This window comes from Krasilnikovia sp. MM14-A1004 (genome assembly GCF_047159485.1).
Classification (GTDB): Bacteria; Actinomycetota; Actinomycetes; order Mycobacteriales; family Micromonosporaceae; genus Actinoplanes.
Map to the genome: position 1 here is coordinate 1,498,741 of NZ_AP038773.1, position 26,851 is coordinate 1,525,591.

The 26,851-nt window shown below is 73.3% G+C and carries 19 protein-coding genes; 11 read left to right on the plus strand and 8 right to left on the minus strand.

Annotated elements, in window-relative coordinates; genetic code table 11:
* Positions 1–40 precede the first annotated feature (40 nt).
* A complete protein-coding gene (locus ACMCNN_RS06985) occupies positions 41–1,018 on the plus strand; it encodes a PHB depolymerase family esterase (RefSeq protein ID WP_412745344.1) in 978 nt (325 codons plus the stop codon).
* Between the two features lie 16 nt (positions 1,019–1,034).
* Here the strand turns inward: ACMCNN_RS06985 and ACMCNN_RS06990 are convergent, their stop codons facing one another.
* Positions 1,035–2,117 (minus strand): DUF3616 domain-containing protein, encoded by a 1,083-nt coding sequence (locus ACMCNN_RS06990; RefSeq protein WP_412745345.1) that lies wholly within the window; start codon positions 2,115–2,117, stop codon positions 1,035–1,037.
* Positions 2,118–2,431: 314 nt separating this feature from the next.
* On the opposite strand from ACMCNN_RS06990, the gene ACMCNN_RS06995 reads away from it, so the two are divergent.
* Positions 2,432–3,607: an acyl-CoA dehydrogenase family protein gene (locus ACMCNN_RS06995; RefSeq protein ID WP_412745346.1), complete on the plus strand. Its 1,176-nt coding sequence runs from the start codon at positions 2,432–2,434 to the stop codon at positions 3,605–3,607.
* A gap of 90 nt (positions 3,608–3,697) precedes the next feature.
* On the opposite strand, the gene ACMCNN_RS07000 is transcribed toward ACMCNN_RS06995, so the two are convergent.
* The gene (locus ACMCNN_RS07000) at positions 3,698–4,111 is read right to left on the minus strand and encodes a glycosyltransferase (protein ID WP_412745347.1); all 414 of its coding nucleotides are present in this window, start codon (positions 4,109–4,111) and stop codon (positions 3,698–3,700) included.
* A gap of 349 nt (positions 4,112–4,460) precedes the next feature.
* Between ACMCNN_RS07000 and ACMCNN_RS07005 the strand changes: the two genes are divergently transcribed.
* Positions 4,461–7,298 (plus strand): S8 family serine peptidase, encoded by a 2,838-nt coding sequence (locus tag ACMCNN_RS07005; protein WP_412745348.1) that lies wholly within the window; start codon positions 4,461–4,463, stop codon positions 7,296–7,298.
* Between the two features lie 273 nt (positions 7,299–7,571).
* A complete protein-coding gene (locus ACMCNN_RS07010) occupies positions 7,572–9,671 on the plus strand; it encodes an ATP-binding protein (protein WP_412745349.1) in 2,100 nt (699 codons plus the stop codon).
* A 70-nt stretch (positions 9,672–9,741) separates the two neighbouring features.
* Here ACMCNN_RS07010 and ACMCNN_RS07015 read toward each other — a convergent pair whose 3' ends face one another.
* Positions 9,742–12,681 (minus strand): glycosyl hydrolase, encoded by a 2,940-nt coding sequence (locus ACMCNN_RS07015; RefSeq protein WP_412745350.1) that lies wholly within the window; start codon positions 12,679–12,681, stop codon positions 9,742–9,744.
* Between the two features lie 532 nt (positions 12,682–13,213).
* On the opposite strand from ACMCNN_RS07015, the gene ACMCNN_RS07020 reads away from it, so the two are divergent.
* The 5 genes from ACMCNN_RS07020 (at position 13,214) to ACMCNN_RS07040 (ending at position 18,654) form a co-directional block, all read left to right on the plus strand.
* Positions 13,214–14,188 carry an ABC transporter substrate-binding protein gene (locus ACMCNN_RS07020; protein ID WP_412745351.1) on the plus strand — a complete coding sequence of 325 codons (975 nt, stop codon included), beginning with the start codon at positions 13,214–13,216 and terminating at the stop codon, positions 14,186–14,188.
* 11 nt (positions 14,189–14,199) lie between these two features.
* A complete protein-coding gene (locus ACMCNN_RS07025) occupies positions 14,200–14,931 on the plus strand; it encodes an ABC transporter permease (protein ID WP_412745352.1) in 732 nt (243 codons plus the stop codon).
* The gene (locus tag ACMCNN_RS07030; protein ID WP_412745353.1) at positions 14,928–15,704 is read left to right on the plus strand and encodes an ABC transporter permease; all 777 of its coding nucleotides are present in this window, start codon (positions 14,928–14,930) and stop codon (positions 15,702–15,704) included. Before ACMCNN_RS07025 ends, ACMCNN_RS07030 begins: the two co-directional genes overlap by 4 nt.
* Entirely contained in the window at positions 15,701–16,471 is a 771-nt protein-coding gene (locus ACMCNN_RS07035) for an ABC transporter ATP-binding protein (RefSeq protein ID WP_412745354.1), read from the plus strand. Before ACMCNN_RS07030 ends, ACMCNN_RS07035 begins: the two co-directional genes overlap by 4 nt.
* A gap of 245 nt (positions 16,472–16,716) precedes the next feature.
* Positions 16,717–18,654 carry a hypothetical protein gene (locus tag ACMCNN_RS07040; RefSeq protein WP_412745355.1) on the plus strand — a complete coding sequence of 646 codons (1,938 nt, stop codon included), beginning with the start codon at positions 16,717–16,719 and terminating at the stop codon, positions 18,652–18,654.
* A 143-nt stretch (positions 18,655–18,797) separates the two neighbouring features.
* Here ACMCNN_RS07040 and ACMCNN_RS07045 read toward each other — a convergent pair whose 3' ends face one another.
* The 4 genes from ACMCNN_RS07045 to ACMCNN_RS07060 all read right to left on the minus strand — a co-directional run bounded on the left by ACMCNN_RS07045 (position 18,798) and on the right by ACMCNN_RS07060 (position 22,626).
* Positions 18,798–19,379 carry a hypothetical protein gene (locus tag ACMCNN_RS07045; protein WP_412745356.1) on the minus strand — a complete coding sequence of 194 codons (582 nt, stop codon included), beginning with the start codon at positions 19,377–19,379 and terminating at the stop codon, positions 18,798–18,800.
* Between the two features lie 132 nt (positions 19,380–19,511).
* On the minus strand, positions 19,512–20,408 hold the full coding sequence (gene ppk2 / locus ACMCNN_RS07050; RefSeq protein ID WP_412745357.1) for a polyphosphate kinase 2: 897 nt from the start codon (positions 20,406–20,408) through the stop codon (positions 19,512–19,514).
* Positions 20,409–20,470: 62 nt separating this feature from the next.
* On the minus strand, positions 20,471–21,916 hold the full coding sequence (locus ACMCNN_RS07055) for an ATP-binding protein (RefSeq protein WP_412745358.1): 1,446 nt from the start codon (positions 21,914–21,916) through the stop codon (positions 20,471–20,473).
* Positions 21,913–22,626, minus strand: a complete 714-nt coding sequence (locus tag ACMCNN_RS07060; protein ID WP_412745359.1) for a response regulator transcription factor — start codon at positions 22,624–22,626, stop codon at positions 21,913–21,915. Before ACMCNN_RS07060 ends, ACMCNN_RS07055 begins: the two co-directional genes overlap by 4 nt.
* A gap of 457 nt (positions 22,627–23,083) precedes the next feature.
* Between ACMCNN_RS07060 and ACMCNN_RS07065 the strand changes: the two genes are divergently transcribed.
* Positions 23,084–24,187 carry a HesA/MoeB/ThiF family protein gene (locus ACMCNN_RS07065; protein ID WP_412745360.1) on the plus strand — a complete coding sequence of 368 codons (1,104 nt, stop codon included), beginning with the start codon at positions 23,084–23,086 and terminating at the stop codon, positions 24,185–24,187.
* Positions 24,184–25,428 carry a hypothetical protein gene (locus ACMCNN_RS07070; RefSeq protein ID WP_412745361.1) on the plus strand — a complete coding sequence of 415 codons (1,245 nt, stop codon included), beginning with the start codon at positions 24,184–24,186 and terminating at the stop codon, positions 25,426–25,428. Before ACMCNN_RS07065 ends, ACMCNN_RS07070 begins: the two co-directional genes overlap by 4 nt.
* Here the strand turns inward: ACMCNN_RS07070 and ACMCNN_RS07075 are convergent.
* Positions 25,309–26,850 (minus strand): ATP-binding protein, encoded by a 1,542-nt coding sequence (locus ACMCNN_RS07075; protein WP_412745362.1) that lies wholly within the window; start codon positions 26,848–26,850, stop codon positions 25,309–25,311. The two genes, ACMCNN_RS07070 and ACMCNN_RS07075, sit on opposite strands and share 120 nt — an antisense overlap.
* Between the last annotated feature and the right edge of the window lies 1 nt (position 26,851).

The following is a 26,851-nucleotide window of genomic DNA, read 5'->3' on the forward strand; positions in this document are numbered from 1 at the left end:
TAGCCTGGGCGGATCCCCGAATCCCCACGCGGAGGCCGCCATGGGCCATTCCCCCATCCGCCGTGTCCACCACCTCATCGCCGTTGTTCTCGCCGTCCTCCTCGGCGCCGGCCCGGCCAATCCCGGGCCGGCGCGCGCCGCGGGGCTGGAGCAGGTGACCGGCTTCGGCACCAACCCCGGAAACCTCGTCATGTACGCGTACCGGCCCGTCGGCCTGCCGGCGGGCGCACCCGCGGTCGTGCTGCTGCACGGCTGCACCCAGGACGCCGCCGGCTACTTCGCCAACTCCGGGTGGCGCACCTTCGCCGACCGGTGGCACTTCGCGCTGCTGCTCCCGCAACAGCAGACCGCGAACAACAGCGCCGCCTGCTTCAACTGGTTCCTGCCCGCCGACACGAGCCGGGGCCAGGGGGAGGCGCTGTCCATCCGGCAGATGGCCGGGTACGCCGTGGCCACGTACCAGATCGACCCGGCCCGGATCTTCGTCTCCGGCCTGTCCGCGGGCGGCGCGATGAGCGCCGTCATGCTGGCCGCCTACCCTGACGTGTTCGCGGCCGGCTCGATCGTGGCCGGCCTGCCCTACCGCTGCGCCACCTCCGTGCTCTCCGCGACGACCTGCCAGTACGCGCCGCCCGACCGGACCCCGGCGCAGTGGGGTGACCTGGTCCGCGCCGCCTATCCGGGCTATCGCGGACCGTGGCCGCGGGTGGCGATCTGGCACGGCCAGGCCGACTACACGGTCGTCCCGGCCAACGGGGTCGAGCTGCGCGACCAGTTCACCGACGTACTGGGCATCCCGGCCCAGCCGACCGCGACCCGGACGCTGCCCGCCGCCACCACGCTGGAGGTGTACGGCGCCGACCAGGTCCGGCTGTACCGGATCGCGGGCATGGGCCACGGCCTGCCGGTGGATCCGGGCGCGGACCCGCAGCAGTGCGGGAACGCGGCCGCGTACTTCCTCGACACGATCTGCTCGGCGTACTCGGACGCGGTGTTCTTCGGCCTCGACGCTCACTGAGGCCGCGAGCGGAGAGTCAGGCGTCGCCCCGCGGCAGCCGGACCACATCGGCGACGACGGCGCCGTCGTCGGTGAGGCGGGCCGCCGCGGGGCTGTCGTACACCACCATCACCCGGCCCTGCTCGCGCGGCGCCAGCAGCCCGATCCCCTCGGCGTGGTCGTCGCCCTCGCCGTAGGGCAGTTCGAGCTCCCGGCTGACGACCTCCCCGCGGACGACCGCGGGCATCTCCACCTGGCACGCCCCGCGCCAGCGGTAGATCCGCACCGGGCCGTCCAGGTCCATGGTCGGGCCGGCCAGCACGAGCAGGTCGTCGCCGTCCGGGCACAGGTCGCGTACGCCCAGCCCGTCGAGGTCCAGCACGTGCTTGCGGTACGGCCGTCCGTCGTCGAAGGGCCGCAGCAGCAACCGCCCCGGGTCCCGCGGATCCGGGTACGGGCGCACCTCCAGCACGAACGCCCAGCCCCGCAGCACGGGCCCGCGCAGCCCGAGATAGACCCGCTCGCCGTGGACGGCGATGCCCTCGATGTCCAGCCCGTTGTCCTTGCCGGGAATGGCCAGGAACGGCGCCAGGTGCTCGTCGTCGCCCAGCAACGCCCGCAGGTTGCCGCGTCCGGCGAGGATCGCCGCCCGCTGCGTCCGGCCGTCGACGACGATCTCGCGGACCGGGGTGGGCAGCCCGTCCACCTCGGCGATCGGCAGCCGGACCAGAATCTGCCGGTTGTCCTGACCCTCGACCCGGCCGAGCCGTTTCAGCGCCTTCGCGTCGGTGTGGCGGGCCTTGATCTGCCGGCGGCGCAGGCTGTGCGAGCCGACCGCCCACAGGAAGTGCCCCGTCCGGGCGAGGCCCTCGATGTCGGCCTCCTCGTCACCGTCGCCACCGGGCAGCTCGACCAGATCGGCCAACCGGAACGTGGTCTCGTCGCCGTACGCGGTGGGCCGGTGCGGATCGTCGGCCACCAGGCGCTCCACCGTCGCGGTCTCGTCGCCCGCGACCCACAGCACGGCACCGTCGGCGCGGACCGCGGACAGGTTGGTGTGCGTGGCGGCGGCCCGCGACCGGTCTCCGAAGTGCAGCCGGACGGTGTGTTCCAGAGTCATGTCGGAGATCCTGGCATCCCCGTGCACGTCGCCGGGCCCGAGGCCGGGCGGCGCGGGGCGTCGCCGGGCCCGAGGCCGGGCGGCGCGGGGCCGAAGGTCCCGGATCCACGGGCCGGTCGCGGCTCCCGTTGATCGAGAGATTTCCATACTGTCGGCACCGGGGTGCCCGACGCGCGGCCGTGCCGCGGCACCCGCAGACGCGTTCCCCGCCACGCCGATCGCTGCACCGCCGGCCTCTCGGCGGCCGTGGCCACGCTTTGCCCGCGACCCGCGCCGAGTGGGCCGCGCTGCGTCCTTCAGGGAGGGTGCTGCTCATGGACTCCGTCGGTCGACCGGATTCCCGCGCCGTCGAGGCGGCGCTGTCCGCGGTGGACGAGGGCGGGGCGTTCCGCGCGTACCGGGTTGTCGAGATGCGCACCCGCGCCGACGCCGGTGCGGTCCATCCGGCCGTGCTGGCGTTCCTGCGCGAGCCCGGCGCCGCCGACACGGCCGCGGCGCGGGTGGTGACCGCGGCCTGCGCCCTCGGCGCCGGGTGGGCGGCGCTGGACCGGGCGCTCGCGTACGCGCGCAGCCGGATCCGCCGCGGCGCTGCCCCCGCCGACCACCACACCCATCGGCTGATCGTGCCGCACGCGGTCCGGCTGGAGGCGGCCCGCGCGGCGCTGGAGGCGACCGCGACCCGGATCGACGCGGGCGCGGCCGGCTCGCCGTCCGGCGCCGGGCCGGATACCGACGGCGCCGTCGCCGCGTACCTGGCCGTGGAGGCGGGCGGGGCCGCGGTCGGGGCGGTCGGCGCGTACGGCGGGCCGGACCCGGTGATCCCCACCACCTGGACTGGCGGTGGGCAGGCCCGGGTGCTCGGCATCGCCCGTGACCGTTTACGGACGCATGCCGGCACCGCGGGCCGGTTCCACCGGGATCTGGCCGCCGCCCTCGGGCGACTGCCGGCCGACTCCGGGGCTCCCACCGCCGCGCTCGCCCTGGACTGCCTGGCCGTGTTGCTGGACGGCGCCGATTCCGCCCGCCCTGAGTGGGGGGAACTGGTCGCGTCCGCGGAGGCCGCCGGCTGGCTGGCCCGCCGTGCCGTCGCTGCTGCCGACGGTGCCCTGCCCGCGGCGGCGGACCGCGGGCTCCCGCCGGCCGGGTGCGCCGCGCTCAGCCGGATCTTCGCCCGCCGGGCGGCGCTGGCGGTCGCCGAGGAGGCGCTGCGCCGGTGCGTCGCGCGGCCGGGCCGGGAGACGGCGCGGCCCGCACTGCTGCCACAACCGCGGAGGAGCCAACGGGCGCCGGTGGGGCTGGGGGAGCCGGTGGGGCTGGGGGAGCAGACGAGGCTGGGGGAGCCGGTGGGGCTGGGGGAGCGGGTGGGGCTGGGGGAGCGGGTGGCGCTGGTGGACCGGGCCCGTGCCGCTCAGGCCGGGCTGTTCGCCGACCTGGACGCGGTCGCTGCCGCGCTGCACGTCCGCGCGGCTGAGGCCGTGGCGGCCTCCTGACCAACCGCCCGACTTCCGGCGACTCCTTGGCGCTCGGGAGCGGCGTCAAGGGGCGCGATCCGGCCCCGGCGCGGTGCCAGGGCAGCGGGATCAGGCCGTGTAGCCGTCGCGGGCGCGGTGCAGGTTCTCCACGACCTCGTACGGGTCGAACTCGCCGTCCCCGTCGATGTCGATGATGCCGATCCAGGTGCCCGCGGCGGCCGCGAAGCCCGCGTCCAGGGCGGCGCCCTTGTCCTGGATGTCGCGGCTGGCGATGACACGGGTGTGTGCCACGTCGGCCAGGGTGGCGCCGGAGCCGTCGATGCAGCCCGCCGAGACGGCGATCATCTCGAAGCTGATGTTCTGCGCGTGCAGCACCTCGGCCAGCCGCTGCACCGTGCTGAGCAGCCGGCCACCGGGCTTGTGGAAGGGGATCACGACGGAGAAGTCGACGGCGGCCGGACGGGTCCCGGTGTGGGCGGGAACGACGACGGGCGGGGCGGCGATCAGGTTCGCAACGGTCATGCCCCCACGGTCGGCGGGCAACCTCAACGCCACCTCATTCGGGTGTCAAGGCGTCCGCAAATGTTGTCGTCGTCACAGTTTGGGAGCCCTCCCACCTTCGTCCACTGTGGTCTCCCCGCCCTCGGGAGGGGTGCGTTTGTGCGCCATCTGCGGGCCATCCCCGGGGCCCGGAAACAACTGTTGCCCCGGCCGGTCGCGATGGCCTGCGGAGGCTGCCGCGCGGCAACAGCGCCGTCATGCCGGCGCAAGGCACCGGCAACAACCGCAAGACCTTGCAGCCCATTCACGTACGTCGATAGCGTCCCCACCGGCCCCATCCGCGGAGCCGATCACGAAGGGGACGACCCAGGTGACGAACGACAGGCACCGCTGGACCGCCGCCCTCGCCGCCGCGGCCGCCGTGACCGTGCTGGCGACCGACGCCACAGCGGCCCACGCGGCAGCCGCCATCCGCGCGACCGACGCCACAGCGGCCCACGGGGCAGCCTCCATCCGCGCGACCACCGCCGGCGAGGCGCCGGCCACGGTCTCCGCCCAGGTGCGCGCCGAGGTGGCGCGCGGCGACACGACCTTCTGGCTCCTGCTGCGCGACACCCCCGACCTGAGCGCCGCCCGCCGGGCCACCGGAAAGGCCAGGGCGGGCGCGGTCTACCGGGCCGCCACCACGGCAACGGCCCGCCACCAGGCCGGGCTCCGCGCGTTGCTCAGCCGCCGCGGGGCCCGGTTCAGCACGTACTGGATCTCGGACACGATCCGGGTCACCGGCGGCGCCGCCCTGCTGCGCGAGCTGGCCGCCCGGCCCGAGGTCAAGGCCGTGCTCCCGGACAACCCCGTCAAGCTGCCCGCCCCCATCACCGGCACCGCGCACGCCGCCGTGCAGGGCACGGAGTGGAACGTCGACCGGGTCGGCGCGCCGCGCGTCTGGAACGACAGCCACGTCCGCGGCGAGGGCATCGTCGTCGCCAACGTCGACACCGGCGTCCAGTACGACCACCCGGCGCTGGCCGCCGGATACCGGGGCCGCCGCGCCGACGGCGGCTACGACCACGACTACAACTGGTTCGACCCGGCGCACGTCTGCGCCGACCCGGCCCCGTGCGACAACGTCGGCCACGGCACACACACCATGGGCACGATGGTGGGCCGGGACACCGACACAGCCACCGCGATCGGCGTCGCCCCCGGCGCCAGCTGGATCGCCGCCAAGGGCTGCGAGACCAGCTCCTGCTCGGTGGCCTCGCTGCTGGCCGCCGGGCAGTGGATCGTGGCGCCCACCGACCGTGCGGGCAACAACCCCCGCCCGGACCTGGCACCCGACGTGGTGAACAACTCGTGGGGCGGCTCCTCGGGCTTCGACCCCTGGTACTCCGACGTCGTGCGGGCCTGGACGGCCGCGGGCATCTTCCCGGCGTTCTCCGCGGGCAACTCGGGTCCGGGCTGCGGCAGCGCCAACACCCCGGGCTCCTACACCGCCACGTACGCCTCGGGCGCCTACGACATCAACAACGCGATCGCGTCGTTCTCCAGCCGCGGCACCGGCCAGGACGGCCTGGTCAAACCGAACATCGCCGCGCCCGGCGTCGACGTACGCTCCAGCGTTCCCGGCGGCGGCTACGCGGTCTACAGCGGCACCTCGATGGCCTCCCCGCACACCGCCGCGACAGTGGCGCTGCTCTGGTCGGCCGCCCCGGCCCTGCGCCGCGACATCGCCGCCACCCGCGAGGTGCTGGACACCGCCGCGGTCGACGTCGAGGACCTGTCGTGCGGGGGCACCGCCGGCGACAACAACGTCTTCGGCCAGGGGCGCCTCGACGCGGCCGCCGCGGTCACGCTGGCGCTCAGCCCGTCCGGCAGCCTCACGGGGACGGTCACGGCGGGCGGCACCCCGCTGGCCGGGGCCGTCGTGCGGGTCAGCGGCCCGGCCGAGCGCAGCGTCACGACCGGCGCGGACGGCGGGTACCGGTTCGCGCGGTTGGTGGCGGGCGCGTACCGGGTGCGGGTCACCGCATTCGGGTACGACACCTCCGAGACGCAGGTGGACATCGACAACGGCGCCGCGGGTCGGCTCGACACCGACCTGACCGCGAGCGCGTCCGGCGTGCTGACCGGCACGGTGACCGCGGGAGCGGCCCCGGCGGTCGGTGCGACCGTCGCGCTGACCGGCACCCCGGTGTCGGTGACGACCGACGCCGGCGGGCGGTTCCGGATCGCCGCGCCGCTGGGCACCTACCAGCTCACGGTCAGCCCGGTCGGCGGGTGCTCGGCCCCCGCCACCCGCGCGCTGACCCTGACCGGCGACGCCACCCTGGAGATACCCCTCGACCCGGCCGCCGACCAGTACGGCCACACATGCGGTCCCGCCGTCGAGCCGTACCGGGCCGGTGACACCCGGATCGAGCTCACCGGCGACGACCTCACGGCCCAGGTCGCCATCCCGTTCCCGTTCCCGCTGTACGGCGTCGAGCACGGCGTGGCGTGGGTCAGCACCAACGGGGTGATCGCCTTCGACGGGCCCGCGCCCGCGTTCGGCAACACCAACCTGCCCACCGCCGACCAGCCCAACGACGCGCTGTACCCGTTCTGGGACGACCTGTACGTCGACGCCGAGGCCGGGGTGTGGACCGCGGCCGACGCGGACACGTTCGTGGTGGAGTGGCGCAACGTGCGCTTCTTCAGCGACCCGCAGCAGCGGGTGTCCATCAGCGCGATCCTGCACCGCGACGGCGTGGTCACCTACCGGTACCGCAGCCCGCAGGGCGTCTCGGCCACCGGCCGGTACGCGACGATCGGCCTGGAGAACCCGAGCGGAACGGACGCGCTGGTGTACTCGGTGGACACTCCCGGCGTGGCGACCGACGACATCGGGGTGACGATCCGCCCGCCCGCCGGGCGCGTCCCGGCCGCGTTCCACGTCACCACCCCGACCCGCTGGGGCCAGAACGTGTACGTCGTCGGTGACGTGCCGCAGCTCGGCGGCTGGGATCCGGCGCGCGGGGTGCCGCTGGGCGCCGCCGGTTACCCGGTCTGGTCCGGCGGGGTGGGCCTGCCCGCGGGCACCCCGATCGAGTTCAAGTACGTGATCCGCGACCCGGACGGCACGGTGACGTGGGAGCCGGGCGCGAACCGCACCGCACTCACCCCGCCGTCCGGGCGATACGAGACGACCGACGTCTTCCGCGGGCAGTAGGTGCCGGGGCGCTGGCGGAAATAGGAACCCATTCAGCGCTGATGACCGTTCAGGGACTTTGGTCCCGTCTCTCCCCCCGGCGTTGCCGACGGCTCAGCGGCTCCATCCCGCAGGCGATCAGTACGAGGTAGGGGTGGTCCTGACGGGGGGGCGGACATGACCCATCTGGTGACGGCAGGCGACGAGCGCGGCGCTCAGGAACGTGATGGCGTGGTAGCAGCGGGCGGACCTGCGGTGCTTCCGGGCGCGGCTGCGCGTCGGAGGTGTACGCCGGTGCGGGGGATACCGGGGTCGTTGCTGCGTACTGTCGGGTTCGCCGCCCTTTTCCTGTTCGCGGAGCTGTTCGGCCGCAGTGAGCTGTCCGCTTTCGGCGGTGGGCGCGTGGTGTGGCCGGCGGCCGGTATCGCCGCGGTGTGGTTTGTCGTGCAGCGCTCCGCCCGTGCTCGCTGGGTGGACTGGGCCGCGCTGGCGATGGTGATCGTGGGCGTCAACCTGGCCGTCGGTGCGAGCCCGGCGGTGGCTGCGGTGTGCCTGGTGGTGGGGTTGGCCCAGGTCGGGGTGTTCCTGCGCCTGCTGCCCGCTGGGCACCCGGCGCCGGACGACCTGCCGGAGTTGCGGCGGCCACGGGACCTGTGGCGTCTGCTGGCCGCGGTCGCCGGCGCTGCCGGGTGTGGCGCCGTGGCCGGCGCGGTGGGGCTGTGGCTGGCCACCGGCACGCTTCCGTGGTCGATGATCGCCACGATGGTGACCTCTGACGTGGCCAACATGCTGCTGTTCGCGGCCGTCGCCGCAGGCGCTGCGGCGATGGTGGCCGGTTATCGGGCGCGGCACGGATCGCTGCCCTTCGGAGGGCGGCCGGCGACCCGCGCCCTGACGTGCGCCCGCGTGGGCGAGTGTCTGGCCGTGACCCTGTGCACGGCGGCCGGGTACGGGATCGCATTGCGGGCGCCCGGGGTCTCGATGGTGTTTCCGCTGATCGTGCTGACCGTGTGGGCGGCCGTCCGGCTGTGCACCGCCTACGTGGTGTTGCACAGTGCGGCCGTCATGATCGCCACGTCCCTGGTCACGGTGCACCGCGAAGGCCCGTTCGCGCACCTCGGCTCGCTGATGACCGCGACGATGGTCGGGCATGTGTTCATCGCCACTGTCGTCCTCGTCGGCCTGGTCCTGGCGCTGGGCCGCGACGAACGCGACGCGCTGACCGGCGACCTCGCCGAAGAGAAGGAACGGGCGTTCCAGCAGGCCGAGCTCCTGAACACGGTGGTCGACTCCATGGCCGACGGTCTGGCCGTCGTCGACTCCGAGGGGCGCCCCTTGCTGCGCAACCGCATGATGCAGTCCCTGCTCGGTGACCGCCCGTCCCCGTCCGCCAAACCGGACGTCCCTGGCCACTACGGCCTGCTTGCCTCGGACGGCACCCCGGCCACCGACGCCGACTTGCCCTCGCGCAAGGCCATCGCCGACGGCCGGACACACGCGGCGGACCTCCTCGTGCGCAACCCCGCACTGCAGCAGGACCGGATCATCCGCAGCACGGCCACCCCGCTGGCCGACCCCGACGGCCAGGTCCGCAGCGCTGTCGTTCTGCTCCGCGACGTCACCGCCGAACGCCGCCACCGCGACGAACTCGCCAGCTTCGCCGGTGTCGTCGCCCACGACCTGCTCAACCCGCTCGCCACGGTCGAGGGCTGGACAGAGGCCGTCGGTGACGCGCTCACCGACGCCCCCGAACACCCCGCGGTCGCCGAGGCCCACGACGGGTTGGTCCGGGTCACCCGCGCCTCGGCCCGCATGCGCGGACTGGTCAACGATCTGCTCGCCTACACCACCGCTCGCGACGCCGCCATCAATCCGGTCCCCGTCGACCTCGGCCACCTGGTCGCCGACGTCGCCGAGGCCCGCATCGACGCGGCGATGGCCGCCGAGAAGCCGGTGCCGGTCTTCACCATCGGTGAGCTGGACCCGGTGCACGCCGACCCGGTGCTGCTGCGGCAACTGCTCGACAACCTCGTCAGCAACGCCGTCAAGTACACCGCCGCGGGCATCACCCCACACCTGACGGTCACCAGCAGCGTCGACGGCGACACCGTCGCGGTCACCGTCGCCGACAACGGCATCGGCATCCCCGCCGACCAGCACGACGCCGTCTTCGGCACCTTCCACCGCGCCCACCGCGGAAAGGGGTACGGCGGCACCGGCCTCGGCCTGGCCATCTGCCAACGCACCGTGCAACGCCACGGCGGCACCATCACCGCCACCGACAACCCCGGCGGCGGCACCTGCTTCACCTTCACCCTGCCGACCGCCACCGAGGCGGACCCGGCCGGGACACCGGCGAGCAGCGGAATCCGGGTGCCGGAACTCGTCGGGTGACCTGGTCCGAGCGCGGGCCACGCGACGGCGCCGGGGGTCCGGTCCTCCCGGCCGGACCCCCAGCGGCGGCTCACTCGTACGGCAGCACCAGCCGGGACTGGTCGCCCAGCCCGAGCGTGGTGGGCTGACTTCCGATGGCGCTCCACACCTCGACGGTCACGGTGCCGTTGTGCAGGTCGCCCGCGGTGCCCGTCGCGCTGAGCAGGCCCGCGGCCTGCGTGTAGTGCTCGTATCCGGCGATCGGGTCGGTGGCGAAGTACCGGTACGTCTCGCTGCGGTCCACCGTCCCGTCCCCGGTCAGGTCGTAGGAGATCCGCACCTGCACCCCGTTGCCGACGGCCGTGCCCGCGTCGAGGAACAGGTCGAACGCGGTCGTCCCGCCCTGGTAAGCCAGGTCGACACCGGTGGCCCGGTAGGCCAGGGCGGCGGCCGGGGTGCCGTCGTGGTTGCCGGCCGCGGCGGCCACCGTCGCGGTGCCGCGCGCCCCGGCGGCGCCGGACAGCTGACCGGACGTGCCCGCCAGCGCACCGGAGACCAGGTACAGCGTCGGTGACGCGGGCGTGGACGGCGTGGGGTCGGACGGCGTGGGGCTGGTCGGCGTGGGATCGGTCGGGGTGGTGCCGGTCGGCGTGGGCGACGGCGACTCGGTGGGGGTCTCCGACGGGTCACTCGACGGCTGGGCGGCGCCGTTCCCGCCGCTCCACGAGTGCGCCCCGGCCGCGACCGTCCGCCCCGGCGGGACGCTGAGCACCCTGCCGTCCGAGAACGTCACCGTGATCGCCTGGTCGCCGGTGTTCGCGGCGACGTACGTGCGGGCGCCGTCGGCCGTGAACACCGCCGCCAGCGGGTAGTCGGCGTGCACCGCGGTGTCCACGGTGCCCAGTACCGCCAGATTGCGGATCCAGTGGAACGTGTGCCCGCGGCTCTCGCCCTCCTCCACGGTGTATCCGGGGTTGGCCCGCAGGTTCGCCAGCGCCGCCGCCCCGTCGCCGAGCGCCTGGTACGACCAGAGCACGTCCTGCCACACCGAGGGCTCGCCGCCGTTGTTGCGCACCATCTCCGCGTACGCGGATCGCACGTAGGCCGGGTGGTCGCCCAGATAGAGGTGGCCCGCGGTGATCGGCAGCCGGTTGATGCCGTTGATCATTTCCGGCTCGGCGCTGAACCAGGTCGAGTACGCCCCGCCGTCGCCCCACACCATGCCGACGCCGCTGTGGGCGAACGAGGCGGGGAAGTTGTCACCGTCCACATCGAACCAGTACTCGTCGACCGCGGCGGCCTGGGTGGTGTAGAGGAACACCCCCGCGTCCCGGATCGCGGTGTTGCCTGTCGCCTGACCCCACAGGATCATCGCGGACGCGAAGTTCATCCCCTCCGAGGACGACTCCTCGTCGTTGCCCGCCCCGAACGACCCGTGCCCGGACGCCCAGTCGTGGCCCTCGTAGATGTCGAAGTCACGCAGGAACGGGAAGCGCGTGTCGCTGCGGTCGTAGTTGTTCGCGTCCCGGATCAGCATGTCGACCATGTCCCGGTACGGTGCGGTGCGCGCCCAGGCCGGGTCGAAGCGGGCCAGCGTCGCCGCCGCGGTGACGTAGTAGCCGTAGTGGAAGCTGTGGTCGTTGAGTTCCGAGTCGGAGCCGTAGGACGCCGGGTAGCCGATGAGCGCGCCCCAGTCGCCGTTGTACGCGAACACGTGCGTCGTCTTGCCCGCGGGCGCGGTGAACCAGTCGGTCAGGCTCGCCTTGATGGCCGCGGTCGCGCGGTCGCGCGTCTCGGTGTCGCCGACCAGGTCGGAGATCTCGGCGATCCGGGCTGCCCGGCCCAGCCCCTTACCGGTCCAGTACGTGTCCTCGCCCTGCCGGGCCTGCGGGTCGGCGCGGTCGGCGGTCAGGTATCTGGTCAGCGCGGTGAGGTCGGCGCCCGTGCCGTCACCGACCGCGGGCAGTTCCGGCAGGACGCCGTGGAACGTCATCGTGGTGCGGTAGCTGGTCACCCCGGCGAGCAGTTTCATCGTGCCCCGGGCGGTGCGGTAGGTGGGTGCCAGCGGCGTGGCCCCGGTGAGGTTCTTCCACTGGTGCGGGTACAGCCCGATCACGGTCCCGGTGGCGTTGCCCTCGCGGGCCCGGGTGGTGAGGGAGTACGTGGTGGTGACGGCGCCGGTGGCCGGGGCGTACTGGTAGTCGACGCGGGTGCCGGTGACGTGGTTGTGGGCGTACTGGCCGAACTGCCGGGCCAGCGCGGTGCGTCCGGCGTTGTCCGTGCTGGGTGGCAGCAGCGCCACGGAGAAGTAGTCGTGTCCCGCCAGCCCCGAGGTGAGGGTGCTGCCCGAGACGGTCCAGGACGCGCCGGTGGGTGCGTACGCGGCGTAGTCGTGGCCGTTGGCGGTGAAGCCGATGGTGGCCCCGTCGTTGAGAAACACCGCCGGGGTGCCGGTGGCGGTGACGACGGCGTTCCCGCCGGTCGCCTGGAAGTACGCGAAGGGAAGGCCCTTGCCGATGGTCGCCCGCAGGGTGTGCGACCCGTCGCTCCAGTACGGCGTGACCGTCCAGTCGCTCCAGTCGTCGACGGTGACCACGGGCGCCGCGAGCCCGGCCACGCCGACGCGGATGTCCTGCACGTACGGATAGTGGAACTCGCCCACCCCCGTCGCCGTGCCGGAGATCGCGGCTGTGTCGTTCCCGGAGAAGCCCAGCCCGCTGCCGTAGGTGTCGAAGGAGATCGGATGCGCGTGCAGCGGTTCGCTGTACGCGCATTCGGTGCGTTTGAAGACCAGTGAGGACCACCAGTCGTTGGTGGGCAGGGCCCCGGCGGGCGCGTGCGGGGTGACGAACTGGCGCGGCCGGGTGGACAGGTCGCCGCACCCGGTGGGCAGCGGGCCGACCCGGTCGGTGGTGTAGCCGGCGGTGGGTGCGGCCCGGGCGGGGAGCACGGCTGCGGTGAGACCGACGCCGGTGAGGACCAGCGCGGCGGTCGCCCCTGCCAGCCCGGCACGAATTCCCTGAGGTGTCATCGAATTCTCCAGCAAATACAAGGAACCCCCGGCCACCCGGGGCGGCCGGCGGTCCGGAGGTGTGAAGGAAGGGGTGCTGTGTCCGGGCGGCGTCGGGCGACGGACCAGTGGCTCCGACCCGCTCGGAGGGAAGGGGGGAGTGGGGGAGGGGAGGCGGGGATGGCTGTGAGAGCGCTCTCTCACGAAGCTAACTGATCGTCATAAGTGACGTCAATGTTTCGAGACTGTTTCAATGTCCGTAGTGGACGGCGCCGGCACCCGGTGCCGGTCGGCGCCCGCCGTCCCCGGAAACGGTTCCAGCAGCCGCAACGTTGTCGCGCGGGGAAGCCGGAACCGGTTACAACCGGAACCGGTTCCGAAACCGGGCGATGAATGCATTCTTCGAGCGCCGCCCGGGGTATGACCAACCGCTTCGATACGAACTCGCGCAGCGCTGGGGCGTGACACGATCGAGGGATCCCCAGCTAGAAACCTTATGCGTAGATCAGACGTTGATGTCGTTTTTGCAAAAAACGCCCAGGAAGGCAGCGATATGAGGCCAAAAGGGATCCCTCTTGCCCTGGCCGCGATCGTCACGCTGCTCGTCACGACGGCCTGCAGCACGGGCGGTGAGGCGGACACGTCGGCGTCCGGCGCGCCCCTCACCGTCCGGATCGGCGCGGTGCCCACCATCCAGTACGGCGTGATCAAGCTGGGCGAGGCCCGGGGCTTCTTCAACGAGCAGGGCGTGCGGGTCGAGATCACCAACGTGGACAGCGGCCCGAACGTGGTCACCGGTGTGGTGGCCGGCCAGTACGACGTCGGCTGGACCGCGTACGCGCCGGTGCTGCTCGCCGTCGCGGCCGGCAACGCCGGCCTGAGGGTGGTGTCGAACCTCGCGCTGTCGGGTGCGAGGGGCACCAACAGTGGTCTCCTCGTGCGCAGGGACTCCGCCATCACCTCGTTCGCCGGCCTGGCCGGCAAGAAGGTCGCCACCAATGCCCAGCGCTCCGCACTGACCCTGACCACCCTGGCGGCCGTGGCCAGGGCCGGCGGGGACCCCGACACGATCGAGTTCCAGGCGCTGCCGCTCGGTCAGATCGCCAAGGCGGTCGCGGCGAAGCAGGTGGACGCGGGCCTCACCGTGGAGCCGTACCAATCGAAGGCACGCAAGCAGTTCTCGGAGCTGGCGGATCTGGGTGACACGGTGGCCGACGTGCTGCCGCCGGGCACGCCGTCCGTCCTGGTCTTCGGGAAGAAGGGCCTGAGCGGCGACCGGAAGATCGCGGTGGAGAGGTTCCAGACGGCGATCAGGGAGGCGATCGCGTACGCGAACAGCCACCAGGCCGAGGTCAAGGCGGCCGGCGCGCCGCTCGCCGGCCTCAACGCCGAGGAAGCCGCCGCCATGCCGGACATCACCTACCGCAGCGACGTCACCCCCGCCCAGATCGCGCCGCTGGTCGCGCTGATGAAGCAGTTCGGCTGGCTGAAGAACGACATCGACCTGGCCGCATTCGTGGGCGCCTGATGTTGCGCCCCATGGTCCTGCCGGCCGTGGGTCTCGCCGGGGCGGCCGGACTCTGGGAGGTGACCACCCGCTCCGGGCTCGTCGCCACGACCGACGTGCCGACGCTGAGCAGTACGCTCACCGCGTTCGGCGGTCTGCTCGGCAGCGCGGTGTTCTGGACCGCGACCGGCGACACCGTGCGCTCCTGGGCGCTGGGTCTGCTGGTCAGCGCCGCGATCGCGATCCCCGTCGGGCTCGCGATCGGGGCGAGCGACAGGGCCTGGCGGTTCATCCGGGTCCCGGTGGAGGCGCTGCGCCCGATCCCGCCGGTCGTGGTCCTCCCGCTCGCGCTGCTGATCCTCTCCGGCGGCATCGGGTTCAAGGTCTTCCTGATCGCGCAGGGGGTGATCTGGCCGTTGCTGATCCAGACCAGCTACGGCGTACGCAATGTCGACACCGTCGTCCTGGACACCGCCCGCAGTTACCGGCTCGACTGGTGGCGGCGGATCGTCTTCGTCCGGCTGCCGGCCGCGTTGCCGATGGTGGTGATCGCACTCCAGATCGCCGCGGCCACCGCGTTCGCCATCGCGCTGGCCACCGAACTGATCGGCGGCGCGCCCGGCCTGGGCCAGCTGCTGGTGGTCGCGTCCAGCGGCGACGACCTCCCACGGGTGTACGCGCTGACCCTCGCCGCGGGCGTGTTCGGTCTGTTCGTCGCGGTGACCTTCGGCGCCCTGCACCGTCTGGTGGTGGCGGGCCGATGAATCGCCTCAGGGGCGTGCTGTGGGAGTTGATCCTCCCGGTCGGCCTGCTCGTCGCGTACCAGCTCTGGGCCGGGCGGGCGCAGAACCCGTACTTCCCGACCCTCGGCGCGATCGGCGCCGAGTTCCGGGCGACATGGATCGGTCCGGGCTTCTCGGAACACGTGCTGCCCAGCCTGTGGAACCTGTTCCGCGGCTATCTCCTGGGCGTGATCGGGGGCATCGCCGGGGGCGTGCTGCTGGGCCGGGTGCCGGTGCTCCGGGGCCTGCTCGGGCCGCTGGTCAACTTCCCTCTCACGCTGCCGGCGGTGGCGCTGCTGCCGATCTTCATCGTGGCGTTCGGTATCGGCTCGACCATGCAGGTCGGCGTGATCGCGTGGAGCGCGTTCTTCCTCGTCCTGGTGAACACCGCGGCGGGCCTGCGGTCGGTCGACGCGACCGTGATCGACATCGGGCGCTCCTACCGGATCGGTCCGGTCCGGCGGCTCTTCCTGCTGCTGCTGCCGGCGGCCGCGCCGCAGATCGTGTCGGCCGCGCGCACGGCACTCTCGGTCGCCGTGCTGGTCATGGTGGTCAGCGAGATGGTCGGCGCGCCGCACGGCATCGGTGCCGTGACGATCCTGGCGCAGCAGGAGTTCCAGTACGCCCGGATGTGGGCCGGCATGGTGCTGCTCGCGCTGCTCGGCTACCTCCTCAACGCCGCCTTCGCGGTGGCCGAGCGTGCCACCCTCGGCCGCTGGGGCATCCTCGCCACCGGCGCCGAGGACGGATCATGAGCGACACGCTCGTCCAGGTCGAGGGTCTCGTCATGAGGTACGGCGACCACCTGGCCGTCGACGGGGTCGCCTTCGACGTGCGTACCGGCGAGGTGGTGTCGATCGTCGGCCCGTCGGGGGCCGGGAAGACCACCGTGCTGCGGGTCGCCGCCGGGCTGCTGGAGGCCACCTCCGGCACGGTGATCATCGACGGCGAGCCGGTGGCGGGTCCACCGGCGGACGTCGCCGTGGTCTTCCAGGACTACAGCCGTTCGCTGCTGCCCTGGCTCACCGCGCTCGGCAACGTCACGCTGCCGCTGCGCGCCAAGGGCAGATCCCGTGCCGACGCGCGTTCGGCCGGGTCGGAGGCACTGGCCGCGGTCGGCCTCGCGGGCGTCTCCCGCAAGCGTCCGCGCCAGCTCTCCGGCGGCATGCAGCAGCGGGTGGCGATCGCCCGTGCCCTCGCCTACCAGCCGAAGCTGCTGCTCATGGATGAGCCGTTCGCGAGCGTCGACGCGCAGACCCGGATGGATCTGGAGGATCTGATCCGCCCGCTGCGCGACGAGTACGGCGTGACGATCATGCTGGTCACCCACGACATCGACGAGGCGGTGTACCTCTCCGATCGGATCGTCGTGCTGTCGTCCGCGCCGGCCACCGTGCTCCGCGTGATCGACGTGGAACTCCCGCTGCCGCGGTCGCAGACCACCACCAAGGAGCAGCCCGCCTTCGGCCGGCTCCGCCACGAGGTCCTCGATCTCGTACGGCTCAGGCCCCCCTCCGCTTGATCGACGTCCGGGCGGGCCGGTCCTGTTCTTCACGGCGATCGAGTGGCGCTCGTTCGTGGAGGGTGTCAAGGGGCGGCGAATTCGACAAGTAACGACGTCCATCTCCGGAAGGGTGGTTGCCGCGCGGCAGCCTGGTTCGTCTGGATTCGATCTGCGGTGGTGATCCATGCCGGTGTGGCTGTTTCGCCCGGGCCCGGAACGCCGAGCGGCCCGCCGGTCCGCCCCCGACTGCTACGGTCGCGCGCATGACGAACGTGGCAACGGTGCAGGTCAACGCCGGTTCGGCGAAGGCCGCCGTCGCGCAGGAGGCATTGCGGGACGCGCTGCGCCTGGTCGAGACCGAACCGGAGCCGATGGCCCGGACCCTGCGGGCGCTGTGCCTCCACCCGAACGCAGGCGTCGCGGCCGACGCCCGCAAAGCGACCAGGGCTCGGATGGCGGCCCTCGTCCGGACCGCGCCGGAGGCGGCGCGCGCCGTGCAGGCCGCGTTCGCCGACGCCGACCCGGACCTGCGCGAGCCCGTCGTCCAAGCCGCCGCTGAGGCGGGCGACCTGTCGCACGTCGACCTACTGACCGACGCGCCCGAGTTCTACCTGGCGTGGTTGCACGACGACCCGGGGCGGCTGCGCACGGGCCTGACGGGGCTGCCCGACGCCGAGCAGCGTCGCGCCGCCTTCGGCACGCTGTGGCGGCTCGCCCTCGCATGGCTGACTCCACCGTCGACGGTGGCGACGGGACGTGATCCGCAGCCGACCGCCGACGCGGTCGCCGGGTTCGCGGCCGACGACGACCTCGACGTACGGTCCATCGCCGTGGCCGTGCTGGCGCGCTGCGGCGAGGCCGGCGCCGACCTGTCGAAGGCCGTGCCCGCGCTCTGCACCGCCCTGGCCGACGAGCGGCGCACGGCACCCCAGCACGCCGTGGTGCGGACGTGGTGGCCGAAGGCCACCGTGACCTGGCTGACCGGCCGGGCGCTCGGCTTCGCCGCGACGCACCCGGGCAGCCGGGCCGCGGCCCTCGACACGCTCGCGACCGGACTACAGTCCCGCCGCAAGCCGGTCCGCGACGCGGCCGCCCGCGGGCTGGGCGTGGCCTGTCACAGCGTCGGCGACGCCGGCCCGCTGGCGCCGGTCCTCGCCACCGGAGCGGAGCCGCTGCTGACCGCGGCGTTCGCCGCGCTGAAGCTCGTCGACCACGGCGCGTCGGCGGTGCCGCCCATGGTCGATGCCGTCGTGAACGCCGGGCTCGACCCGGCGTGGTGCTTCCCGGACGCCGACACGTACCAGCTGCTCGCGCCGCACCTGCGGATCCGCACCCGGCGCGGGCTGGGCCTGGTGCTCGACATGCTGGTCGACGAGCGCCGCCCGCAGGCGCTGACCGGCCTCGGCGCGGCGTTGCGTGCCGGTGACCCGGTCGCGGCGGCGGTGCCGCTGATCGCCGGGGCGATGCTCTGCGGTGACTGGCCGGTGTGGCCGAAACTGCCGCTGGGTGCGCTGGCAGACGCCGCCGCGGGCGGGGTGCCGGTGGCCGCGGTCCGCCGGTGGGCCGTGGGGCGGGACGGCCCGGAAGCCGCGGCGTTCCTCACCGCCAGCGGGCCTGCGGGCGATGACACCCACCCCGAACCGGGCGGTGCCGCCCACGCGCTGCCGTTCCCCGGCGAACCGGCGCCGCCGGTGCCCGCACTGCCGCCCGTCGACGAACTGGCGCCGCAGTTGCGCCGCGGCAGGACCGCGGCGACCGACCAGCGGATCCGGGCGGTGTCCGCTCCACTGTGGAGCACGGCTGCCGCGGCGGACCGGTGCCGGGTCCTGGATCTGCTTCGCGGACTCGCCCGGGACATGGTCGACGTACGCGCCGCCCAGCCCGCCGTGACCGTTTCCTTCGCCGACCCGGATCCGGAGGTCCGGCGGTTGGCGGCCGGTTTCACCAGGGAGCGGGCCGGGCAGGGCGCCGACATCCGGCTCGCGCTACCCGGCCTCGTGCTGCTGTGCGACGACCCCGACCCGCGCGTGCGCCGGACGGTGTGGGAGGCACTCGTGGTCGCTGACCAGCGCCACCACCCACTGCTCTCCCGGATCGCCGACACCGCCGCCCGGGCCGCCGGGACCGATCCCGATCCCGAGGTGCGCGACTGCGCCACGACGGTCCTCGACCGGACACGGTCGGCCGCCGCACCGCCGTAACAAACGGCCCGCCCCCCAACCCGCGCCGGACGCCGGTTAGTGCGGCCCCGGGGCGCTCGCCGGCCGCCACTTTGAGCGCCGGCAGCGCCGCCCGCGCGGACGCCGGTGAGGCGTGCATCGGTGGAGCGGCTGAATGGCGCCCTTCAGGAGGTGGCGGACGGGGCCGGGGCCGCCGACGGGGCGCCGGGCCCGGGTGCCCCCGGCACGGCCGATGCCCCCGGGCCGCCCGGTACACCCGGCTCGCCCGGCGCGTTCGGCACGGGTCCCCGGTCGAAGCGGGGTCGCTCCTGGCGGCCGTTCTGTCCGCCCCGGGCCGGGCCGTCCGGGCCGTCCCATCCCGATCCGCCCTGCCGGGGTCCGTCCCAGCGGTGGTGCCGCTCGATGTGCATCATGTCGCCGTGGTGGCCCACCACCAGGGCGCCGACCGCGGTCACCCCCGCACCGAGCACGCACCCGGCCAGCAGCGCCCCGGCCGCGACGAACAGCGGGACGCGGCTTCGCCGCATCCGCCGCCAGCTCCCCTCTCGCGGGGGAGGCGCGGCGTAGGGCGGGGCGGCCGCGGCGTACGGCGGGGCGGACGCGGCCCCGGGCGGGACGGACGCGGCCCCGGGCGGGGCGGGCGGGGCCTCCGGGGGGAACGGCGCGCTCTGGGCGGCCGTAGTCGCGGCCGGCTCGGGCTCCGGTGGCGGGGGCGCCGCGCCTGCCGGTGTCGTCTCGTCGCTCATGATGCCTCCTGGTCGCTCGCCTGCGGTGCCGCCGGTCCTGGCGCGCAGGGGCGGTGATGGTCAATCCTGCGCGCGCCGGATAAGGACGACGAGGGGCGATCACTAAGAACTCCATAAAAGGATGAGGCGCGGTCAGTCTTTGATCGAGTCGCGGCCCCGCTGCACGATCAGGGGATCGGCCGGGTAGACCACGGCCGGGTTCTTCCCCTCGTACTCGAATTGATCCAGGAAGAACCGCATCGCGTTGATCCGGGCGCGTTTCTTGTCGTTGCTCTTGATCGACGTCCACCGGGCTAGGTCGATGTCCGTGTTCTCGATCATCGCCTCCTTCGCGGTGGTGTAGTCCTCCCAGCGGTCCAGGGACTCGATGTCCATGGGCGAGAGCTTCCACCGGCGCACCGGGTCGATCTGCCGGATCGCGAACCGGGTGCGCTGTTCGGACCAGGTGACAGAGAACCACAGCTTGGTCAGCGAGAAGCCGCTCTCCACCAGCATCGCCTCGAACGGCGGCGTCTGCCGCAGAAAGACCTCGTAGTCGCGGTCGGAGCAGAAGCCCATCACCCGCTCGACACCGGCGCGGTTGTACCAGGACCGGTCGAACAGCACGATCTCCCCGGCGGTCGGCAGCTGGGTGACGTAGCGCTGGAAGTACCACTGGCCCAGTTCGGTCTCGGTGGGCTTGGTCAGCGCGACGACGCGGGCGGCGCGCGGGTTGAGGTGTTCCATGAACCGCTTGATGGTGCCCCCTTTGCCGGCGGCGTCGCGGCCCTCGAACAGGATGACGTGCTTGGTGGCGGTGTCCTGTGCCCAGTACTGGAACTTCAGCAGCTCGATCTGCAGCTGGTACTTCTGCTCCTCGTAGACGTCGCGGTCGAGCCGCTCGTCGTACGGATAGTCCTCGCGCCAGGTCTCCACCGGGTTGCCGCCCGGGTCGATCAGGTCCGGGTCGGAGAGGTGCTCGTCGTGCCGCACGCTGAAGCCGTCGCGCAGCAGCTGATCCAGATACTCCCGGAAGTTCTCGCGTATCACCCCTGGAGTATCGATCCCCGCCTACGGGCCGCGGGTGCCAACGAGGTAAACGAATCGCTACCTCACGGCGCCGTGAGGGGCAGCCGGATCGTGACGACGGTGCCGTGCGGCTCGTGATCCGCCGTGGTGACCGTGCCGCCGTGCTGGTCGGCGGTCTGGGCGACGATCGCCAGTCCCAGCCCGGAACCGGGCATGGCCCGGGCGGCCGGTGCCCGGTAGAAGCGGTCGAAGACGTGCGGCCGGTCGGCCTCGTCGATGCCGGGCCCGCCGTCCGTCACGGTGACCCGGCACCAGTCCGGGCCGTCGGTACGCAGCTCGGTGTGCACCGTGGCGCCCGGCGGGCTCCATTTCGCGGCGTTGTCCAGCACGTTGAGCACCATGCGTTCGAGCTGCCCGGCCCGGCCGTGCACGGTGACCGCGGCGAGGTCGGTGGTGAAGGTGAGGCCGGGCGCGCGGGTGCGGACCCGGCCGATCGCGGCGCCGACCACGTCGGCCAGCTCGACCGCCTCGGCGTCCTCGCGGGTGGTCTCCTCCCGCGACAGCTCGACCAGTTCCGTGGTGAGGGTCGCCAGTTCCTGGACCTGGGCGTCGAGGTCGGACAGCAGCTTGGCGCGTTCCTCGGGCGGCAGGCGGTGCGCGAGGTCCGGCTGGCGTTCGACCGCCAGGAGCAACTCGATGTTGGTGCGGATGCTGGTCAGCGGCGTACGCAACTCATGGCCCGCGTCCTCGACCAGCGTGCGCTGCGCGCGCCGCGAGGTGTCGATCGCGGCCAGCATGGTGTTGACCGAACGGCCGAGGCGGGCGATCTCGTCGACGCCGCTGACCTCGATGGGTCTGCTCAGGTCCATGGAGACCGCGACGCCCTCGACGGCGTCGGTGAGGCGCTGCACAGGGAGCAGCCCGGCCCGCGCGACGGAGCGGCCCAGCGCGGCCGCACCGGCGATGACGGCGACGCAACCGGCCGCCAGCAGCAGCCCGAAGACGGTCCGGGTGCGCTCCTCCGGGCCCTGATCGACCGCTACCTGGACCGCGCCACCGCCGGCGGCGGGCACGGTCAGCATCATGTACGTCTCGTCCCCGACGGTCACCCGCTCCTGCACCGCCCGCCGCCCGCCCCCGGCGACCCACCGGGCCCCGGAGGTCACCGGCAGCGGGCCGGTCGAGCCGATCACCGCGGCGTCCGGATCGAGGATCTGCCAGCGCGGGCCCAGCTCCCGTACGCGATGCCGCTCCGCGTCCTGGCCCGGGCCCGGCGCTCGGGGCGGGCCGGGCGGGCGGGGGCCGGTGCGCCACTGGTCCGGGCGGACGGCGATGGCCTGCGCGTCGGCGCTCAGGTCGGCCCGCAGCCGGTTCTGCTGGATCTCGGTGACCGCCGTCCAGGCCAGCCCCGCGAGCGTCAGGACGGCGACCGCGACCGCGCCGGTGACCAGCAGCGACAGCCGGGCGTGCAGGGTGCGCCGCCGCCACCACGCGTCGAGCGGGGCGAGCGGGCGCCGCCACGGGATCACAGCGGCTCCTCGCGCAGCACGAACCCCACCCCGCGTACGGTGTGCAGCAGCCGGGCCTCGCCGCCCGCCTCCAGCTTGCGGCGCAGGTAGCCGAGGTAGACGTGGATGCTGTTGGAAGCCTCGCCGAAGTCGTAGCCCCACACGTGCTCGAACAGCACGGTGCGGGTCAGCACCTGGCGCGGGTGGCGCAGGAACACCTCCAGGATCGCGAACTCGGTGCGGGTCAGCCGCAGCGGGCGCGCGCCCCGCGACACCTCCCGGGTCTGCGGGTTCAGCCGCAGGTCGGCGAAGGTCAGCCAGCCGTCGGGGGCGGATTCGGGCTCCGGTTCCGGCCCGGTGGGCGCGACCAGCAGCGAACGGCGCAGCAGCGCCCGCAGCCGCGCCAGCAGCTCCTGCAGGGCGAACGGTTTGACGAGGTAGTCGTCCGCGCCCGCGTCGAGCCCGGCGACCCGGTCGCCGACGCTGTCGCGGGCGGTGAGCATGAGGACCGGCAGCAGCATCCCCGAGGCGCGCAGCTGGCGGCAGGCCTGGAGGCCGTCGAGGTTCGGCATGCTGACGTCGAGGATCATGGCGTCGGGCTCGCGGGCGCCGACGGCGTCGAGCGCCTCCCGGCCGTCGGTGGCGGTGTCGATCTCGTACCCCTCGAACCGCAGCGTACGGGCCAGCGAGTCCCGTACGGCCGCGTCGTCGTCCACGACAAGGATCCGCATCACCCCTCCGATGTCCCCGCTACCAGCATCGCCGGGACGCTGCGGACCTCCGCCCCCGGCCGGCTAAGCATTGGCTAAGAGTCGCCCGTGAAAATGGTACGGACGACCCGGCCAAGGTGACGACAACCACGAAACGGGTATAAGACGTAGATCAGATACATCCGTCTTGTCCAATCCCTGACTGGTTTGTGTCGCATCGGCGAATGAGACGCCGTCGCCACCCGCATACCTTCGATGTGTCGGTCGGGCACACCGCCCGCCGGATCCGGAAAACACGAGGGGAATCGCGTGAAGATCAAGGTCAAGAAGGTTGAGCGCATCGAGGCCACCCGTCCGCACCTGGACCCGGACCCGCCGCAGGGTGCCGCGTAAGCGTTGAAGTTTTTGGCCGGCCCGGCAATCGCCGGGCCGGCCCCTTCATGCCCCGTCCAGCCCGTTGGCGAACAGGAGAATGGCAATGCCGGTCCGGCCCCGACTCAAGCCCATCTCGGTCGTGCGGCGGCCCTCCGAGGTGATCCTCGTAGGGCGTGCGCTGGAGGCGACCTACCTCGACGACGCCGACGGCAGCGTCACCGCGCTGCTGCAGGTGCTGTCCCGCGGCGAGCACACCGTCGCCGAACTGCCCGGGGCCATGCGCGGCCACGGTTTCGAGGTCACCGAGGCGGAGATGGCCGGCGCCGTCGAAGCCCTCGACGAGGTCGGCGTGCTGCTGCGGGCCGACGCCGACGCCGGACTCGATGAGGCCACCCGCCGCCGCCACGAGAGCAACCTGCGCTTCTACGACCTGTTCGCCGGCCTCGACCGCAGCGCCGTCGACTACCACCGCGACATGGCCGCCGCCGACGTGCTGCTGCTCGGCGCGGGCGGCATGGGCAGCGGCGTCCTGCAGGCCCTGGTCGGCCTCGGTGTCGGCCGGGTCCGCCTGGTCGACTTCGACGTCGTCGAGGAGAAGAACCTGGCCCGGCAATTCGCGTACGGGCGCGACGACGTCGGGCGCAGCAAAGTGGAGGCCGCCCGCGACTGGGTCGGCCGCTACTCTCCGGGCACCACCGCCGTCGAGGCGATCGACGAACGCATCACCGACGCGGCCGACCTGCGCCGCCTCGGCGCCGGTGCGTCGCTGGTCATCTGCGCCATCGACTCCCCGAACGACGTGCACCTGATCGTCAACGAGGCGTGCTTCGCGCTGGGAGTGCCGTACATCGCGGCGGGACTGCAGTACTCGACGATGTTCTACTGGTCCGTCGAGCCCGGAGTCAGCGCCTGCCGGCTGTGCCTGGACCTCGACCGCGAGGACGAGAGCGGAGACATGCCCGAACTGCTCGACCGGTCCGTGGTACTGCCCGCCGGGCGGGTCAACCGGGCCACCGGGCCGATCGCGCAACTCCTGGCGGGTTACGTCACGCTGGAGGCCGGGCGCTATCTGACCCGTACCGATCCGCCGGTCGCCGCCGCCGTCTACCACACCGTCGAACTCGCCGACGGGATGCGCACGACCCGCGCCGAGTGGGCCCGCAATCCGCGCTGCCCACTGTGCACCGGCGCGGAGGGGGCCCGATGACCGTCGACGCCACCGAGGCGCCTGCGGCGGCGCCGCTGCCCACCCCCGCGCAGATCGCGACGCTCACCCTGGTCGCCGACGGCGACGGCTTCGTCGTGGGCAGCCCGCACACCGCCGAGTACGTCGAGGTGCCCGAGCTGGGCGCGGAGATCATCCGGTGGTTGCAGCAGGGCGCGGACATGGCCGACTGCGAGCGCCGCGCCGCCGAACTCGCGGGCGAACCGGTCGACGTCGCCGACTTCCTCGGCGTTCTCGCGGAGGAAGGGCTGTTCGCCGAGGAGCGGACCGACCAGCTCGCGGGGCCGGTGGCGCGGCGGATCGGCGGCCTGCTGTTCGGCCGGGCCGCCTGGATCGGGTACGCCGTGCTCGCCCTCGCGGGGCCGGTGCTGCTGATCGCGATGCCGGAGCTGCGACCGTCCTATCGCGACGGATTCCCGTTCCACACCCAGCTGCTCAACATTCTCGCGGTGAGCCTGCTCGGCATGGCCGCCGTGGCCGCGCACGAGGGTGCGCACGTGCTGGCCGCCGCCGCGTACGGGTTGCGCAGCAAACTGTCCGTCAGCCGGCGGCTGTACTTCCTCACCTTCCAGGCCGACCTCACCCGGCTGTGGAGCCTGCCCCGGCGCGCCCGCTACGGCCCGCTGGCGGCCGGAATGGTGTGGGACGCCGTCATCATGACGATCGCGCTACTGCTGCAGGCCACGCTTGCGGATCAGCTCGGGCCGGTCACCGTACGGCTGCTGCGGGCGCTCGTGCTGCTGCAGTTCACCGCGCTCATCGCGCAGATCATGGTGTTCATGCGTACGGATGTGTACGCCCTGTCGGTGAACGCGACAGGCGCGAAGACGCTGTGGGCCACCAAGGGTGCGCTGTTGCGCCGCTACCTGCGCCGCACCACCGCGGCCGACGCCCGGCAGCTCGCCGACGCCGACCCCGGCGAGATCCGGTGGGCGCGCCGCTACCTGTGGCTGTACGTGCCAGGCATCGCGGTGGCCCTGGGCTACCTGGTGTGGTTCGTGCTGCCGAGCCTGCCGCACCTGATCGAGCTGTGCGTGGCGCCGATCCGGGCGGACGGCCTCACCACGCTCGCCGCGTGGCAGGGGCTCGCCGCCCTCGCGATCTCAGTCGTGCCGATGCTGTGGGCTTTGGCGGGCGCGATCCGCAGCGGTCTCCGCGTCATCGCCACGGCCGTCGCCCGGCGGCGCCCCGGCCGCGCCCTCACCGAGGCCGCCCGCGGCTGAGCCGTGGTTGGTGGTGCCCGGCTCGGTCGGCGGTGGTTCGGCGGGTAGCAGAACGCTGATGGTGGTGCCGTTAGCGGGGTGCTCGCAGGCGACCGGGAAACCCGTACCGTTGTCCGCCCGGCGGTGGATGCCGTTGCTGCAGAGCCGGAGCTGGCCGCGGTGGGCGGCGACGATGGCGTCGACGACGGCGAGGCCGAGGCCGGTGCCCGGCGTCGTGCGGGCGGTGTCGGCGCGGGTGAAACGGGCGGTGGCCTGGTCGAGGAAGCCGGGGTCGATGCCCGGCCCACGGTCGTGCACGCGCAGGTAGACGGCGGTGCCGGCCCGGCCGGTGGTGACGGTGACCGGTGGTTGCCCGTGGCGGGTGGCGTTGTCGAGCAGGTTGGTCAGGACCTGTCGGAGCCGGTCGCCGTCGCCGGGCGCCACGGCCGGTTCGTGGTGCTCGGTGCGGGTGTCCGGGTATCGGGCGGCGACCTCGTCGGTCAGCGCGGCCAGGTCGGCGCTCTCGCCCGGCGCGGGCGGCGGCTGCACGCCGACGGTCAGCAGGGTGTCCGCGAGGGCGCGCAGACGATCGGCGTCGGCGGCGACGTTGCGCAGGGTCTGTTCGAGTTCGGCGGTACTGCGGGGCCGGCGCAGCGCGAGTTCGATCTCGGTGTGGATGAGCGTGAGCGGGGTACGAAGTTCATGGCTGGCGTCATGGACGAGCCGACGTTCGCGGTCCAGGGCCGATTCGAGGGCGGCCAGCATCTGATTGAGCGTCTGCCCGAGGCGGGTGATCTCGTCGTCTGTGCGTTCGGGTACGGCCAGCCGCAGTCCCGTCGCGCCACCGGCGATGCGGGCGGCCTCGGTGCGGTACCGCTCGACCGGGGCGAGCGCCGCCCGAGTGAGCCGGTAGCCGACCAGCGAGGCGACGGCGAGCGCGGCGAGGTTCGCGAGGGCCAGTTGGCCGATGAGTTCGCGGAGGGCCTCGTCGCGTTGGTCGCGGCGTACGGCGACGACGCCGACGACCGCCGGGCCGGTGGTATGCAGGGGGACGGCGTACAGGCGCAGCGTGTTGGCGCGGATCGGGAACAACGGTCCGCGGTCGGCGCGCAGCGGATGAGCCCGTGCCGCGGCGGCCTGGCCGGTGCTCAGCAGCGAGGAGCCGGTCAGTCCGGAGCTGGCCGCGACGACGTGGTTGGTGGTGTCGACGAGTTGGTAGGCGGTGCCGGGGGTGACGGTCGGCGGTCCGCCGTGCGCGACGGAGGTGGCCAGCTGGCCCGCCTGGGCGGTGAGGTCCTCGTTGAGGCGCAGGTCGAGGGCGTAACGCACGCGCAGATAGACGAAGGCACCGGCGGCGGTGAGCACGATCAGCATGGCGGTGGCGAAACCGGCGACGAGGCGTACCCGGAGCGGCAGACGTCGCCACCGGGGCGGGCGGGTCACG